The 16,671-nt window shown below is 29.7% G+C and carries 17 protein-coding genes; 1 reads left to right on the top strand and 16 read right to left on the bottom strand.

Annotated features, from left to right (window positions below; translation table 11 throughout):
• The coding region (locus tag ELQ06_RS08365; RefSeq protein ID WP_262070792.1) for a flagellin at positions 1-321 on the top strand (321 nt) is incomplete at its 5' end.
• A gap of 30 nt (positions 322-351) precedes the next feature.
• On the opposite strand, the gene ELQ06_RS08360 is transcribed toward ELQ06_RS08365, so the two are convergent.
• From ELQ06_RS08360 to ELQ06_RS08285, 16 genes are all read right to left on the bottom strand, one after another.
• Entirely contained in the window at positions 352-2,238 is a 1,887-nt protein-coding gene (locus ELQ06_RS08360) for a motility associated factor glycosyltransferase family protein (protein ID WP_134237508.1), read from the bottom strand.
• Entirely contained in the window at positions 2,235-4,175 is a 1,941-nt protein-coding gene (locus ELQ06_RS08355) for a motility associated factor glycosyltransferase family protein (protein ID WP_134237509.1), read from the bottom strand. The genes ELQ06_RS08360 and ELQ06_RS08355 overlap by 4 nt, the downstream gene beginning before the upstream one ends.
• Complete coding sequence (gene ptmA / locus ELQ06_RS08350) at positions 4,175-4,945, bottom strand: flagellin modification protein PtmA (RefSeq protein ID WP_002794569.1); 771 nt, start codon at positions 4,943-4,945, stop codon at positions 4,175-4,177. The genes ELQ06_RS08355 and ptmA overlap by 1 nt, the downstream gene beginning before the upstream one ends.
• The gene (gene legF, locus ELQ06_RS08345) at positions 4,945-5,652 is read right to left on the bottom strand and encodes a CMP-N,N'-diacetyllegionaminic acid synthase (protein ID WP_038835794.1); all 708 of its coding nucleotides are present in this window, start codon (positions 5,650-5,652) and stop codon (positions 4,945-4,947) included. Before legF ends, ptmA begins: the two co-directional genes overlap by 1 nt.
• Positions 5,645-6,550 (bottom strand): L-glutamine-D-fructose-6-phosphate isomerase subunit, encoded by a 906-nt coding sequence (gene ptmF, locus ELQ06_RS08340; protein ID WP_038835793.1) that lies wholly within the window; start codon positions 6,548-6,550, stop codon positions 5,645-5,647. The genes legF and ptmF overlap by 8 nt, the downstream gene beginning before the upstream one ends.
• Complete coding sequence (locus ELQ06_RS08335; RefSeq protein ID WP_002799274.1) at positions 6,547-7,572, bottom strand: nucleotidyltransferase family protein; 1,026 nt, start codon at positions 7,570-7,572, stop codon at positions 6,547-6,549. The genes ptmF and ELQ06_RS08335 overlap by 4 nt, the downstream gene beginning before the upstream one ends.
• An 8-nt stretch (positions 7,573-7,580) precedes the next feature.
• Positions 7,581-8,735: a GDP-N,N'-diacetylbacillosamine 2-epimerase (hydrolyzing) gene (gene legG / locus ELQ06_RS08330; protein ID WP_032583843.1), complete on the bottom strand. Its 1,155-nt coding sequence runs from the start codon at positions 8,733-8,735 to the stop codon at positions 7,581-7,583.
• Positions 8,728-9,732 carry a N,N'-diacetyllegionaminate synthase gene (gene legI / locus ELQ06_RS08325; protein WP_002799265.1) on the bottom strand — a complete coding sequence of 335 codons (1,005 nt, stop codon included), beginning with the start codon at positions 9,730-9,732 and terminating at the stop codon, positions 8,728-8,730. The genes legG and legI overlap by 8 nt, the downstream gene beginning before the upstream one ends.
• 39 nt (positions 9,733-9,771) lie before the next feature.
• A complete protein-coding gene (locus ELQ06_RS08320; protein WP_002788888.1) occupies positions 9,772-10,446 on the bottom strand; it encodes a methyltransferase domain-containing protein in 675 nt (224 codons plus the stop codon).
• Positions 10,447-10,463: 17 nt separating this feature from the next.
• Positions 10,464-11,585, bottom strand: coding sequence for an N-acetyl sugar amidotransferase (locus tag ELQ06_RS08315; RefSeq protein WP_002782235.1), 1,122 nt, complete (start codon positions 11,583-11,585; stop codon positions 10,464-10,466).
• A 116-nt stretch (positions 11,586-11,701) separates the two neighbouring features.
• Positions 11,702-12,409, bottom strand: coding sequence for a 3-hydroxyacyl-CoA dehydrogenase NAD-binding domain-containing protein (locus tag ELQ06_RS08310; protein WP_002799268.1), 708 nt, complete (start codon positions 12,407-12,409; stop codon positions 11,702-11,704).
• Between the two features lie 72 nt (positions 12,410-12,481).
• Positions 12,482-12,709 carry a transferase gene (locus ELQ06_RS08305; RefSeq protein WP_002798100.1) on the bottom strand — a complete coding sequence of 76 codons (228 nt, stop codon included), beginning with the start codon at positions 12,707-12,709 and terminating at the stop codon, positions 12,482-12,484.
• A gap of 90 nt (positions 12,710-12,799) precedes the next feature.
• Positions 12,800-13,024, bottom strand: coding sequence for a hypothetical protein (locus tag ELQ06_RS08300; RefSeq protein ID WP_002799269.1), 225 nt, complete (start codon positions 13,022-13,024; stop codon positions 12,800-12,802).
• A 108-nt stretch (positions 13,025-13,132) separates the two neighbouring features.
• Positions 13,133-14,287: an aminotransferase LegC gene (legC, locus tag ELQ06_RS08295; RefSeq protein WP_002799270.1), complete on the bottom strand. Its 1,155-nt coding sequence runs from the start codon at positions 14,285-14,287 to the stop codon at positions 13,133-13,135.
• Entirely contained in the window at positions 14,280-15,251 is a 972-nt protein-coding gene (gene legB, locus ELQ06_RS08290; RefSeq protein ID WP_002786732.1) for a 4,6-dehydratase LegB, read from the bottom strand. Before legB ends, legC begins: the two co-directional genes overlap by 8 nt.
• The coding region (locus ELQ06_RS08285; RefSeq protein ID WP_134237507.1) for a motility associated factor glycosyltransferase family protein at positions 15,248-16,671 on the bottom strand (1,424 nt) is incomplete at its 5' end. The genes legB and ELQ06_RS08285, both read right to left, overlap by 4 nt.

The following is a 16,671-nucleotide window of genomic DNA, read 5'->3' as shown; positions in this document are numbered from 1 at the left end:
TTTGGAGTAAAAGATGAAACAGCAGGTGTTACCACACTTAAGGGTGCTATGGCGGTGATGGATATAGCTGAAACAGCCACAACAAATCTTGATCAAATCAGAGCCGACATTGGTTCGGTGCAAAATCAACTTCAAGTTACTATAAACAACATCACTGTTACTCAAGTCAATGTTAAAGCAGCTGAATCAACCATAAGAGATGTAGACTTTGCAGCTGAAAGTGCAAATTTTTCTAAATATAACATCCTTGCGCAATCAGGTTCTTATGCTATGAGTCAGGCTAATGCAGTGCAGCAAAATGTTTTAAAACTTCTTCAATAATTTCTTAGATGCTTTTATGCATCTAAGCTTTTAAAGTGCTTTTTTCTTTTCTAAAAAGTCTTGCAAGGGCAAAATCGCAATCTTAAGTCTTTTATCTTGGACTTCTAAAAGTTCTATGATATTTTCTATCAAAGATTCATGCGCATAAATCCAAGCAAAAAGTTTATTTTGTTTATCAGATTCATCTTTGATATCTTTAAGATATAAAGGCGTTAATATACTTTGTTCGTGATGTAAAGTAGGGCCTAAAATTTCTTGCAAAAAGAGATATTTTTTATTTGAAAGTTTTTCTTTGATTTTGTCTATATTTTGATTTATTTGTTCAAGAGAGAGTTTGTTCTTTCCATGGGTAAGATTGTGAATTTGTTTTTGAACTTTTTTACACTCTTTTTTAAAATTCAAGGATAAATTCATATTTTTTTTGATTTTTTGATAGATTTTTAATCCGAGTTTTACTTGTTCTTTAGTATTTAAAACTTGTAATTTTTTAAATTTTTTATCTTTTTTATTTTCGAGTAAATCTTCACAAAGTTCTTTAAAAGGTTTTTCTATAGCGCTTTCTATCCTAGCACCTCCTTGGGTGCAATTATAAGTTTTACTTTTGCTAAAAGCAATGAAATTTTCAAAAATTTGTCTAAAAAGTGTCCAAATTTCAGAACTTTGAACTTTGCCATTTCCTCCATAAGCTGTAGTGCTAAATCTATCTAAGTCCCTTTCATAGTCTCCATTGTGTAAATTAGCATGGATAAAACCTTGAGAGTGTGTTTGCCCATCTTTGGCATAAGCTAAATCCTGACCTATGAGAATGATGTTTTTATGTCCTAAATTTTCAGCCAGTTCATAAGCCATATGAGATACACTCATACCCGCGTTAATATATCCATAATCGTCTAGTTCCAAGTATCTCGCAAAAGGCTGGCCTTTTATGATTAAAATGTATTTTCTTTGATTTTTTTCAAGATAAGAAATGGTTTTTTTATGCACCAAAGAAGCTACTAGGAAAATGATGTCTTTATCAAAATCTTTAAAATCATTATTAAAACATTCAGCTACTATTTCATCGCGTTCCAACATACAAACATAATCAGGCTTTATACCATGTTTAGCTAAAATAGGATAAGAAGAATCCGCACAAAAAATCGTAGCTTTACTAGCATATTTTTTTAATAAAGGCAATTGTTTAGTAAGAGATGGTCCTGTAGAAACAATGATAGCTGTATCACTTATACCCTTTCTTTTAGAAAGTAATTCTTTATAACTAGGATGAGTAATCATTTGAGGAAGATTATAAACAAATTGCTCTATGCCTTGAAGAGCATCTTTTGGATCATTACCATGCATAAGATTGTGATTTTTGATGGTTTGCATATTGAGTTTATTAAGTTTTAAAATATCTTCTTTATAGTGTTCATAAAAATCATTAGCAATGTGTAGGTTATAAGAACGATAAAACAAATCCCCTATCAAACGAAAAACTTTATCCATTTTAGGAAGATTAATATCATCATGATGTAAAATAATGAGTCGCCCTAAGCTTAAATCTTTGCTAAAATCTATGAAATTTAAAGCCAAAAAGATAAGTTCTAATTCTTTTTCAAAGATGATTATTCTTTTAAGTGCTTGATTTTGAAGTAGAATTTTATATAAAATTCCATTTCCAAAACCATAAAAAAAAAGCACAGGATAGCGTGTAAAATCTTTAAAATATTCTAAATTTTTTTCAAGCTCTTTGATGGGATCTTGATACATTTTTTTTAAATTTCTTTTTTTTATGATATTGATATCAAGATTATCTTTTCCTTGAGTGAAAGTAAATTCTCTAAGCTCTTTTAGATCCTCAAGTTTTTTGCGTAAGTTATTATACTCAAAACCGCTTAAAGCTTTTAAATTTTTGTTAAAATTATTTTCTTCTCTCACCTTCTCACCCTTTCCATCCATTTATCTAATTTTCTTTCTTTAAGTTTTTCTTCTAAAGGAAGTATATTTTTTATCAAAGCATTTTCTTGTGCTTTAATATGTCCATAAACTAATTCCATAAATTCTAAATGTTCTTTTATCCAAAGAATACTTTTATTAAAAGCATCTTCTTTGGTTTTAGGATTTAAAACATAAATTCTAGCAAGATTAAGTTCAAATTGAGTTAGTAAGGGACCTAAAATTTGTATCAAATCTTTTTGAGTATTGTAAAGTTCATCTATTTGAGTTTTGGTTTTATCTATATCTTGAATAATTTCTTGAATAAAAATTTCATTTTTTTGAGAATTTTGTAAACTCGTAAAAGAATTTTTTATTTTATCATAAACTTTAATAAAATTATCGTTAAAATCTCTACAATGTTCAATACTTTTACAAACTTTATAATAAGCCTTAAGTAAAAACTCATTTTGTTTATTTAAACTTAAAGGTTCTAATTTTTCAAAAGGTTTATTTAAATCTTTATCAAGTAAATTCTCACAAGCCCATAGAAAAGGTTTTTCTATGGTTCCTTTTATCCTTGCTCCACCTTCGGTGCAGTTGTAAACTTTAGTATCTAAATACTTTTGTATTTTTTGCACATCTTGCTCTAAATTTCGTTTAAACATAAGCCAGACATGGTGAGTTTTGATTTTTTCTTTCCCACCATAAGCCTCGGTTAAAATATGTTCATACATTTGACTTTCATAATTAGCTGAATTTTGATAATCATCAGGATGAGAATTGCCATTTTCAGCATAAGCTAAATCCTGTCCTATAAAAATGATGTTTTTATGATTTAAATGTAAGGAAAGATAACAAGCCATATGTGCAACACTAAATCCCATGTTAAAATATCCAAAATAATCTAATTTTAAATATTGTATAAAACTTGCATAGGTTGAAACTATAGTAAAATTATCGGTTTTTTTGGTTAGGTAATTTATGGCATTAGGATGTACTATGGATTTGATAATAAAACAAATTCCATTATCAAATTCTCCAAAATCATGATTGAAAAATTCAGCAGTAATTTCAGTTCTTTCCAACATACAAACATAATCAGGTTTTATACCATGTTTAGCTAAAATAGGATAAGAAGAATCAGCACAAAAAATCGTAGCTTTATTGGCATATTTTTTAAGTAAAGGAAGTTGTTTAGTAAGAGAGGGTCCTGTAGAAACAATGATAGCTGTATCACTTATACCCTTTCTTTTAGAAAGTAATTCTTTATAACTAGGATGGGTAATCATTTGAGGAAGATTATAAACAAATTGCTCTATGCCTTGAAGGGCATCAAGAGGATCGTTACCATGAGAAACAATAGAATTTTTAAAATTTTCTGCTAATTTCTTATTTAACTCCAAAACATCCTCATGAAATCTTTCATAATAATGACTCATCAGTTCTAAAAAATAAATTCTAGAAAATTGAAAGAAAGGTTTGCTAGAGCAAAAATTAGAAAAAAATTCTATATCCAAAGAACTTGTTTGCAAAACCATCAATCTTGAATTTTGCAATTCATTTGAAAAATCTAAGATATGAAACATGATCCAAATGATTTCTATATCTTTTTCAAAAACAACAATATGCTGATGATTTTTATTTTGCAATAAAGCTTTAAATAAAATTCCATTTCCAAAACCATAAAAATATAATACAGGATAAAGTAGATATTTATCATTATAAGTGTTTAGCATGGAGTTTAATTCATCAATAACATTTTCATAAAGAAAAGTATTATCACTTGTATCTTTTAGATTGATATCTAGATTATCTTTACCTAAGATAAGTTCAAATTTACTTGATTTAATTTCTTTTAAACTTTCTTTTAAAAGAATATTACTTAAAGCCTCAATGTTTTTGTTAAAGAGTTCTTTTTGAGTAGGGATGAAGGTCATCATAAGCCCCATCCATCATCTACCACTAAAGTTTGCCCTGTGATAAATTTACTCTCATCGCTAAGTAAAAACACCAAAGTTCCACATATATCATCTGCATCTAACATGCCTTTACTCGCACAACATTTTCTATAAGCTTTTAAAAAAAGTTCGTTTTGATTGTCTAAAATTCCCCCGCTTGCTAGGGTATTAACGCGTATGTTTTGATTAAAAAGCTCTTTAGCTAGCCAAGTACCCATGTGGTTAATCCCTGCTTTTATCACGCTATATTCTAAAGAGCTTTGCATGGAAGTGCCTTCATAGTTTTCAAATTTTGGCGCATAAACTCCCATGATGGAGCTAAGATTGATGATATTACCATAGCCTTGTTGTTTAAAAAATTTCACAAATTCTTGAGCGGCTAGCATAAAGCCTGCTAAATGTAAATTTAAACTTTCACAAATTTGTTCGTATTTGAGTTCATAATAAGGCGTTTTACCCCAATCTTTGCCAAAAGGATAGCTTGAGTTAACAAAAGCATCGATTTTGCCGTATCTTTCTTGACTTTTTTGAAGGGCGGTTTGTAAGCTTTCTTGTTTAGTGATATCAAGTTCTAAGCTTAAAAGTTTTGTTTTAAAATTTGTTTCTAAATTTTCTTGCAATTTATTTAAGCGTTCTTTGTTGATATCTGCGAGTATAGGGATACCTTTGCTAAGAAGTATTTTTTGACAAAGCGCTTTACCTATACGCCCACAAGCTCCTGCTACAAAGATGATTTTATTTTCAAGCATTAAAAATCCTTTGGCGATAAATTTTTTAAAGAGATTAAAAACTCTACGATTTTAAAATCAAGCTCGCTATCAATATCAAAAGCCGTGCTTTCATCCATTACAAAAAGCCCTGTGTTTTTGCCAAAAACACTATCATTTTCTAAAAGATAATCCCTTTTAAAGATATAAATACTAGCGTTCATATCATAGCATTTTGGGGCACTTTGGCGAGTGGTAAAATTTCCTTCTTTGGATTTTACTACCTTGTTATTTTGTATTTCTACGAGGTTAAAATAAGGATTGCGTCTAGCAGGAACTGCGGTGATGAGATTGGAATTATCATTTTCAACAAAACTTTCATAAGCTTTTTTTATATCAAGGCTTGAGCGAAGCGGGGCTGAAGCATCTAAGTCTATGAGAGTTTCAAAACACGTTTTAAAATGCTCTTCACTTCTTAGCAAGGCATCACGCATGACAGGAAGTTTTGCAGCCCGATCATTGGCAAGATGAGCTTCTCTTTTGAAAAAAACTTCAGCACCATATTTTTGGGCTACACTTGCGATTTCATCACTATCAGTACTTATGACTATGTGTTTAAAAAGCTTTGAATTTTGAGCTTGTATGATGCTATAAGCTATCATTTCAAGTTCGTTAATCTTTTTAATATTTTTGTTTTTAACGCCTTTGCTACCACCCCTAGCACAAATGGTACATAAAATTTCAGCCATTTTTTTTCCTTACTTCATCACAAATTTCAAGCACTTTTAAAGCCTGCTTAAGATCGCAAAGTTCTTTGTCTTTTTCAAAGACTGCATGATGTAAATTTTGAAGGGTTTTTATCGTATCATTTTCAAAATTTAAGATTTTTTGACTTTGATTTTTGTGATAAATTTCGATTTTATTGTTTATCAAATCGGCTTTAAAGCTTTTTTCTAAAGTATGGATGATAATTTCTCTTTTGTTAAATTTAGAAAAATAGTCTAGTTCTATATGAATTTTAGCTTTTTGTGAATTTTTTAAAACCAAAAAGGCAAAATCATCGCTTGTTATGTCAAGCTCTGAAATTTTAGCATTTTGGGAGTATATAAGCTCTAAGTTTCCAAAAAGAAAAAAGGCTAGATCGATTTCATGAGAAAGATCGAGTAAAACCCCACCACCTAGCTCTTTTTTAGCGCTGTAATTTTGCCTGTAGTCTAAAGCTCTCCAATGGGGCAAATAAGAATTACAAATCAAACTAGCAAAATAAATTTTTTCACCTTTTAAAAGCCTTTTTAAAGCGACAATCACAGGATGAAAACGCAGTAAATATGCTACATAAATGTGATTTTTTAAACTTGTGAAATTTTGGCTTTTTTCAAATAAAGGTTTTTCTACGAGTATGATTTTATCTTTTACAAGCTCATTTAAAGCTTTTAAGGTGTTAAAATGCTCTGTGGTGATATTTGCGATGATAAAAAGATCAAATTCGTTTAAATCACATTCTTTCAAAGAGCGATAAATTGGAGTGTTTTTAAATTCTTCTTTTTTAGCACTTAAAGAAAGCAAACTTACTTCATGATTTAAATTTTTTAAGGCTAAAAAATGCTTTTTTCCTATGCTTCCAAAACCTATGATTAAGACTTTCATTTAAAATCCTCATTGGCTTTTAAAAACTCATCCGGCCTTCCAATGTCGATCCAATAATCATTGATGATATAGGTATTTACCTTACCTTTTTGTAGAGCGAGTTTGATGAGTTCTGGCATATCTAGGTATTCATTTTTAGCAATTAAATTTAAAATTTCATTTTCAAGTACATAAATCCCCGCACTTACTAGGAATTTTTGTGTAGGTTTTTCTTCTATATTTTCTATAAAACCTTGTTTTTGAGTGATCACTCCATAAGGAATTTGTTGCTCAAACTCACGCACGCAAACGCTCATTAAAGCTTTTGATTTTTTATGCGCTTTTAAAAGATCATTAAAATCAAGCTCGGTTAAAATGTCTGCATTCATAACGATAAAACTTTCTTTAAATTCTTGTTTTATAAGGCTTAAAGCCCCTGCTGTACCTAGTTTTTTACGCTCTTTAATATAAGAAATTTTAACCCCAAATTTTTGCCCTTTTTGAAAATAATCTTCTATGATTTGTTTTTTATAATTCACACAAAAGATAAAATTTTCAAAATTTTGATTTTTAAGTCTTTGGATTATGCTTTCTAAAATGGGTTTTTTGCCTACTTTTAACATAGGTTTTGGAGTATCTTTAGTCAGTTCTTTTAAGCGAGAGCCTAAGCCTCCAGCCATGATGATAATGGAGTTTGGATTGGCTTTTAAAAGTGATGAGATAGATTTTATAGAAAGAATTTGCCCTTTTTCATCTAAAACAGGAAAGTCGTAAATATCGGTTTTAGCAGAAATTTTTAAAAGCTGTTCTTTGCTTGTGTTTTCTTTTATGGTGATGGGATTTTTAGTGTAAATATCTTTGATACTATCTTTTAAAGTTTTGCCACTAATTAAAGCTTTTCTGATGTTTGAATCGCTAATGACTCCTAAAAATTTATCCTTTTTATCAACTATAATGCCTAATCTAACGCGTTCTTGCCCGACTATTTTTAAAGCTTCTTTTATGCTAGAATCAGGGGTGAGTTTGAGTTTGTTTATATCCACACTAAGCCTTATAAATCGATGAAATTTTTATGTAAAATTGTATCTAAATTTACATTTTTTAGGCAAGTTTTTATGATTTTATTGGGATTTTTATCATTATCATAAGGGTTTTTAAAATTTTTTAAATTTTGTTTAAATTCTTTGCTTTCTAATTTTTCAAAAGCTTGATCAAGATCGTTGATTTCGCAATCAATGATATTTTGAGTTCTTAAACGCCCTTTTTGTCTATCGCCTATATTAATGCAAGGAGTTTTAAAAAAAGGACTTTCACTAATACCACTTGAAGAATTGCCTATCATGGCCTTGGCTATTTTCATAAGACTTAGGTATTTTTGTGAGCCAAGATTATCAAAAAGTTTAGCCTTGTGTGAGTTTTTTTGGCAGTAATTTTGCAAAATTTCATTGATTAAAAGTCCATTTTCATCGGCATTTGCTTTGGTAAAAATCAAACTTGCGTTTTTAAGGGTATCAAGTTTTTTAAGTAAGGTTTTAATCTCTTTTTGAGTATTTTTTACATTTAAGGTTAAAGGATGATAAGTGATTAAGTAAAGTTCTTTATCTAGTTTCATTTCTAAGGCTTTTTCTAAATCTTTTTTGTTTAAAAAATTCATATTTTTTATGATGGTAGAAGCTAAAGAACCTATATTAAAAACCCTTTTTTCTTCTTCTCCAAGTTGCAAAAGCCTTTTTTTATAAATTTCATGACTTACAAAATGTAAATGTGACATTTTTGAAATGCTGTGTCTTATACTATCATCAATAGCCCCTAAAGTAAGCTCCCCGCCACATAAATGCACTAAAGGTATGTGCATCAATAGACATACACTTGCTACGCTAAGCATTTCATAACGATCGCCTAAAATGACCACCGTATCAGGATTTAAGTCTTCAAAAGCATCGCTAAAAGCACTAAAAGCTAAACTCATACTTTTACAAAGGCTTATTTTATCATCGTTTGCAAGCAGGATAGGGATTTTTTTAGTGATTTTAAATTCTTTTTCTATTTCTTTATAAGTGAGTCCAAACTCAGGACTTAAATGCGCTCCTGTAGCAATGATTTGAAGGCTTAGATCTTTATCGTTTTGAATTTCACGACATAAATTTCTTAAAAGATACCATTCAGCCCTTGTTGCACTGACTATACAAATTTTTCTTTTACTCACAGATAAGCTCATCTTCTTTGTAGTTTTTTGTAGCAATTTTACCTAAAAACTCTTCATATCTCATAGCACTTATACCATTTGCTGGGCGTTTGGTAGTAAGATTTTCTTCGTTAAAAATTTCTCCTTTTTGGATATCTTTTTTAGCGACTAAACTTTTTCTTACTATGTTGATATTTTTTCTTTCGCTTTTGCTTGCTTTTTTTATGCCATCACCCATAGCCTTTTGTATTTGTCTTATTTGAGTACAAAGCGTTTTTAGTTCATGAGGTTCTAGGCTTGCTTTATGATCAGGCCCTGACATATTTTTGTTTAGAGTAAAATGCTTTTCTATTACACAAGCTCCCAAGGCAACTGCAGCTAGAGAAATGTGTATACCCCTTGTGTGATCAGAATAACCCACATCAAGCTTAAAAGCGTCTTTTAAGCTTTGCATGGCTTTAAGATTGACTTCATTAAAAGGGGCAGGGTATTCTGTAGTGCAGTGTAAAAGAGTGATATTTTGGCGTTTAGCGCCATTTTTGCAAAGCACATTTAAAGCTTCTTCTATCTCGCCTAAATTTGCCATGCCTGTTGAAAGTATGATTTTTTTATTAAGCTTTGCAATTTTTTTAAGATAGGGTAGATTGGTGATTTCTCCGCTTGGAATTTTAAAGATTTTTAAGCCTAACTCATTTAAAAGATCTACACTTTCAAGATCAAAAGGAGTAGAAAGAAAGGCGATATTGCATTTTTTTGCGTGTAAGATAAGCTCTTTATGAGCTTTAAGATCGAGTTCGAGTTTTTGCACCATTTGAAGCTGACTTTCATCATTAGCCGTGGTTTTAAGCTGATAGGGTGCTTTTTTAGCCTTTGTGCTGATACAGTTTTTGGCTTTAAAACTTTGAAATTTAACAAAATCAGCTCCTGAATCTGCTGCGATTTCTATTAACTTTTTAGCTAAATTTAAATCACCATTGTGATTAACTCCTGCTTCTGCGATGATTAAAGTTTTTTTCATAGTTTTGCCTTTATTTTGCCTTAAAATAAAGGCAAAATTTTATTTTTTAATACCTATATAAATATAATGGTGTGCCGATCCTTCAAAATTATAAAAATTAATAGGATCATAATCTCCTAGAAATAAAGTTTCAAAAGGTTGAAAAAGATTTTCTAGATCTTCGGCTTTATCGATGAAATGTATAAAGCTTGTTTCATTTAATCTTCCATTAATTTCAACTTTACTCAAGCCATTTTTTTCTTCTTTTTGACTGTGGGAAAAATAATAATTTTTCTTGCTCATCATTGTAGCAAAAAGTATTCCACCTGTGTTCAAAAGTTCGTAAAATTCTAAAATATTTTGTTTAAGTTCTTTTAGAGGTATGTAGTAAAGACTTTGATTTGCAAAGATAATATCCATATTTTCATCAAAAAGTCCTTTGATGCTAGAATTTGGTTCTATAATTTTACAATACCCCCCCCCGCTAATATTTTGCTCCCAAATTTCTTTTAAACTTGGAACTATATCTATTCCAAAAGTTTTAAACCCTTTGCTTTGAAAATACGCTGAATGTACACCATTGCCACAACCAAAATCAAGTAAATTTCCATTTATTTTATTTAGTTTGTATTTTAAAATTCTTTCATAAAAACGTACTACATGACCATCTGGAAAAAGTAATCCGTATCCATTTTCATTATATTTCATTGTATAAGCTTCTAATGAGTTTTGCATTTTTTTCCTTTATATTTTTATTGTAATTTGTTTTTTAATTTAAATTCTCCAAAATCATTTTTATAAAATAAATCCATATTGTAATGTTTTTCTACTATTTTCCAAAATGTAGTTTTACTAATACCTATGAAATTGCAAAAATCTTCAACGCATTTATTGTCAAGCTTATGATCTCTTTTTTGCACAAGTTCAATAGCTTCTTTTCTGCTTAAAAGTCCATAACGCACGAAACGAGCTGCGTAATCACTCGCACAAGCATGACCAAATTTAGGGTATTTCATCCAAGCGTGTAGGATATAGCCTATACTATCAACTTGATCAAAATTTTCTGCACACATTGTTCTATCCCATTCGCCTTCTAGATCAGTAAAACCACGACTTTTAGCAAAAATATAATTGCTATAAGAATTCCATTTTACAAAATAACTTAGATAGATAGGGTTAAGTTTATCGAGTTTATCTTTGTTTGGATTGAAAAAGAGTTGCAAATTTTCTTCTTTGATTTCATCATCTATAAATTCATTTATATTTAAATCACTAGCTACACCATTTAAAAATATTTCTTTAGCGCTAGGAGTTTCTTCGGTATCACTACCTCCATATTCATAACTAACATTTTCTCCATAAACCAATAAAGGTGTATTAAATTTTAAAGCCATAGCAAAAGGATAGCTGTAAATCAGTCTATCAATAAACCAAGTGGGTTTTCCATATTTTTCAAAGGTTTTTAGCATAACTTTTTTTTGAGTTTTGATATCAGGCTTTAAGCTAATAATATGACAACCAAAAGTTTCACTTAAATTTTTAAGATTTTTCTTACCTGCTTCAGTCATGGTGAAATTATCTTCAACGCTAAAAAGAATAGGATTCATTCCAAGTTTTTCTTTCATGATATGCACTTGAAAATGCGAATCTTTACCTCCACTTACGGCAATAGCACAATCATATTCAAATTTTCCATTCATTCTGCGGTATTTATCGCATAAGACTTCAAGCTCTTTAAACCTTGCTTTATAATCAATATTTTCTTTATTTTTATGATTGATGCAAGCTGAACAGATATTTTTACCTTCTTTATCTTTTGTAAAATTAATACCAGGTCTAGTATTTGGCATCACGCAGTGATCACAATAAATCATTCCCCACCCCTTCAATTTAATAAAAATATTAGATTGTATAAAATATTAAATTAATATTTGCTTATTTTATAAAATATCACTTATGTTTGTTTTATTTTTCTACCTAAAATTCCTTTTTATAAGGCCTTTTTAAAGATTTTTGGATGGTAAAAATTTTCATCATCTTCTTTTAAATTCTTACAAATTTTATTACAAAGTTCTATGCCTATAGTGTCGATAATATTTAACAAATTTCTTTTTTCATAAAGCAAATCATAAACTGTTTGACATTCTTTGAAATTATAATCGTATTTTTCTATAATTTTAAAAAATGATGAAATTTCATTGAACAAAAGTAAATTTGCTAAAGCTCCTCGATTGCCTTTACTGCAAATGATATGAAATCCTAATTTTTTAAGATCTTTCAATGGGGTAAATCGTTCTAAATTAGAACCACAAAGTTCTATTAATTTGATATAAATAGTATTGAAAAAATGTATAAAATCGCAGTTTAAATCATCCATACTCAAAGAACTTGAATTCGAAAAAACTATATTATTATCTCTAAGAATTTGCATGATTTCTTTTTTTAAATTTAAATCTTCATTTAAGCTTTCTATAGTCAAGCTATTTTTAAGATCTTCTATATGTTGGTAAATGTTTATTTTTCCGGCGTTAAAATTAGAAAAATCTATTTTTCTTTGTAGAAGTTTTATTTGTTTTTCAAATTCGTATATATTGAGCTTGCTTTTATTATAAACACCTATTTCATAGCCTAATAAATAAAATAAAGCACTTATTTGCTTACCCATTAAACCAAAGTCTATGATATTAATTTCTTTCATTGTTTTTTCCTTGTTTTAATTATATTTTTATGAAAAATAAGTTGATTGGATGTGTAGTTTTTGCTAATAATACTACCTGCTTACTATGCAGTTATCTTCTAAGTTTACGCAAGGCAACAGGCTAACTCTAGTAGCTAAAAAACAATTTTTTCCTATGCTTGAATTTCCATTAAGTGTAGCATAAGGGCTTAAAATACTTCCTTCTCCTACCTTACAATCATGAGCTATGCTTGAATAAATATTGCAAAGCACAAAATCTCCTATATTTGAATTAGCATTAATGGTTGCAAAAGGACACACTATAACCCCTTGTCCTATTTTAGCTTCTTTTGAAACAAAAGATTGAGGATGTATAAAAGTGATAAAATTACATGATTTTTTTTGAAAGTTTTACAAGGATTTTTTTCTTAAATTGATTTGTCCTACACCTAAAGCAAAAGATGCTTTTTGAATCAACTTTTTATCGAAATTATCTTCATTGCCTAGATATTTTAAGTCAAAAAAATTATTTTCTTGTATATCAATATAGCCTATAATTTCGTAATTTGCATCTTTTAAATAAGAATAAAGCTCTCTAGCAAAGCCACCCGCTCCTATGATGATGACATTTTTCACGCACTTCTCCTAAAAGAAGAAGTAAAAAAATCAAATCCCCCCTCCCGCTATTCTCATATTTTTTCTTATTAAATTTTTTTAATGCTTTGAATTAAATTTTGCAACGCATCATTCCTTTTTATTTGCTATTCTAACGCTACTAGGTAAATTAATCAAGCGTTTTTCTAATTTTTTAGTGTTTATAAGCTCATTGCTTTGACAGTTTTGAAAAGCTTTTAAACTCGGTAAGCTTTTCCATACAGGACGGACGAAAATATTATTTTTCAAGCATTCTTCTAAAAAAATATTTCTTAAATTTTCATTTTTAAAAAGCAAGGTATTGAGCCAAAAATTGCTTTTTTCATTGCTTTTTTCATCGATAAATTTACATTTATCGTGATTTTTAAAAAAATCCTTGTAAATTTTAGCAAGTTCTCTTTTGTTTTCTAAAAAAAGTTCTAAATTTTCAAGTCCTGCAAACAAGATTGCTGCGTTTATATTGCAAAGACGGTAATTATAAGCTATCCTATCATGATCGTATTCGTAAGGATGGGGGATTTTAGCTGTGGTGCTAAGGTGTCTTGCAAGTTTGGCTAAATTTTCATCATCGCTTAATATCGCCCCACCGCATCCACCTGTGATGATTTTATTGCCATTAAAGCTTAAAATTCCACACTTTCCAAAAGTGCCTAAGGCCTTGTTTTCATAGGTGCTTCCTAAGGCTTCTGCAGCATCTTCAATTAAAAGGATGTGGTATTTTTCACAAAGCTCTTTGATGGCTTTTATATGAGCGCTTAAACCAAAGGTGTGCATAATAACACAAGCTTTGATGAGTTTGTGTGTGGTTTTGTTATAGCTAAGATTATCTTTTTGATAAGTTTGATTTTCTAAAAAATGCTCTAAAGCCTTAGGACTTAAACTTAGAGTGTTTTCATCTATATCTAAAAAAACGGGTTTTGCACCTGTATAAGCGATAGCATTGGCCGTAGCGACAAAGCTTATGCTTTGAGTGATGACTTCGCAGTTTTCATCGATACCATTAGCTAGTAAAGCGATATGAAGGGCTGCTGTGCCTGTATTTGTAGCGATGACAAAGCGTGCTTTGGTTTTTTCTTTTAAAGCTTCTTCAAAACGCGTTACAAATTCTCCTACGCTTGAAACAAAACCGCTATCGATACATTCTAAGAGATATTTTTTCTCATTGCCTATAAAGCAAGGCTCATGTAGGGCGATATTTTCTTTATTAAAAAGACTTTTTATAAAAGAAATTTCTTTTTTAAACATTATAAAGCTCGCTTTTATAATTTTCTAAATTTTCTTTAAAATACTCTATGCTTTGTCTCAAGCCTTCTTCTAGACTTATTTTGCTTTGCCAATTTGTAGCTTTTTTAAGCTTGTTTGCATCGCAACAAAGTCTAAAAACTTCGCTATTTTTAGGACGCAATCTTTGTTCATCTTGGATGATTTTTACTTTAGAATCTAAAATTTTTTGTATGAGATCAAGTACTTCTTGCATGGAGTATTCCACTCCTGAGCCTATATTATAAACTTCTCCAAAATGTTTTAAATTTAAAAGAGAGATAAAACCCTCGCAAGTATCTAGCACAAAATTTAAATCCCTTTTAGGGCTTAAATCTCCTAGTTTGATTTCCTTTGCTCCACTTAAAATTTGTGTGATGATGGTAGGTATGATAGCCCTTGCGCTTTGTCTTGGTCCATAGGTGTTAAAAGGGCGTGCAATATTGACATTTAAATTAAAAGAATTATAATAACTCAGCGCCATCATATCTGCAGCGATTTTGCTTGCAGAATAAGGGCTTTGAGGTTGTAAAGGGTGTTTTTCATCGATAGGTACATAAAAGGCTGTGCCATAAACTTCGCTTGTTGAGGTGTGGATAAAATGTGAAATCTCGTTTTTTTTAGCTGCTTCGAGCATATTTAAAGTGCCATTGACATTGGTATCCACATAGCTTTGTGGGGCTGTGTAGGAGTAGGGGATAGCGATTAAAGCGCCAAGATGAAAGATCGCATCTATATTTTTGGTGATTTTTTCGCAAAAAAAACTGTCTCTTAAATCTCCACTTATAACTTCCATGTCTTTTAAAAAAGGACTTTTTTCTAAATGTCCCCAAAAATTAAAAGAATTATACTGACTTAAAGCTCTGACTTTAAAACCTTTTTTGACCAAACTTTCACAAAGATGAGAACCTATAAAACCATCAGCACCTGTAACTAAAATATTTCTCACCTTCTCACCCTTTCCATCCATTTATCTAATTTTCTTTCTTTAAGTTTTTCTTCTAAAGGAAGTATATTTTTAATCAAAGCATTTTCTTGTGCTTTAATATGCCCATAAACTAATTCCATAAATTCTAAATGTTCTTTTATCCAAAGAATACTTTTATTAAAAGCATCTTCTTTGGTTTTAGGATTTAAAACATAAATTCTAGCAAGATTAAGTTCAAATTGAGTACGCAGAGGTTGTAAAATTTCATATAAATCTTGCATTTGTTTGATATTTTCTAATTTATTTTTAAATTCATCTATTTTTCTAATAGCCAAGTTTAAATCATTTTCTTTTTTGTTTAAATTTAAATATATATTTTGTATATTGTTAAAATCATTGCTGAGTATTTTACTAAAATCTCTACAATGTTTAATACTTTGATAAACTTTATAATAAGCCTTAAGTAAAAATTCATTTTGTTTATTTAAACTTAAAGGTTCTAATTTTTCAAAAGGTTTATTTAAATCTTTATCAAGTAAATTCTCACAAGCCCATAGAAAAGGTTTTTCTATGGTTCCTTCTATCCTTGCTCCACCTTCGGTACAGTTGTAGGTGGTGATGTGATACTTAATAATCATTGCTTCTAGGATTTGTTTAAAAAATATCCAAACTTCATGAGTTTTAATTTCTTTTTTCCCACCATAAGCCTCGGTTAAAATATGTTCATACATTTGACTTTCATAATTAGCTGAATTTTGATAATCATCAGGATGAGAATTGCCATTTTCAGCATAAGCTAAATCCTGTCCTATAAAAATGATGTTTTTATGATTTAAATGTAAGGAAAGATAACAAGCCATATGTGCAACGCTAGGTGTATTGTATAAAAAATCAAAATATTTAAGCTTTATATAGATTGGAAAATATAAATATCTTGGTATGATAAGATATTTTCTATTTCTACCCTTTAAATACTCAATCGCCTTTGGATGAACAACACCAGCACAAATAAACACAATATCCTTATCAAATTCTCCAAAATCATGATTAAAAAACTCTGCTGTTAATTCAGTTCTTTCCAACATACAAACATAATCAGGTTTTATACCATGTTTAGCTAAAATAGGATAAGAAGAATCCGCACAAAAAATCGTAGCTTTACTAGCATACTTTTTTAATAAAGGCAATTGTTTAGTAAGAGATGGTCCTGTAGAAACAATGATAGCTGTATCACTTAAATTTTTTCTTTTGGAAAGTAATTCTTTATAACTAGGATGGGTAATCATTGAAGGAAGATTATAAACAAATTGCTCTATGCCTTGAAGAGCATCAAGAGGATCATTACCATGAGAAACAATAGAATTTTTAAAATTTTCTGCTAATTTTTTATTCAATCCTAAAATATCTTCATGAAATCTTTCATAATAATGACTCATCAGTT

Source organism: Campylobacter sp. CH246 (genome assembly GCF_004378835.1).
Taxonomy (GTDB): Bacteria; Campylobacterota; Campylobacteria; order Campylobacterales; family Campylobacteraceae; genus Campylobacter_D; species Campylobacter_D jejuni.
This window is presented reverse-complemented; position numbering and strand designations above follow the sequence as displayed.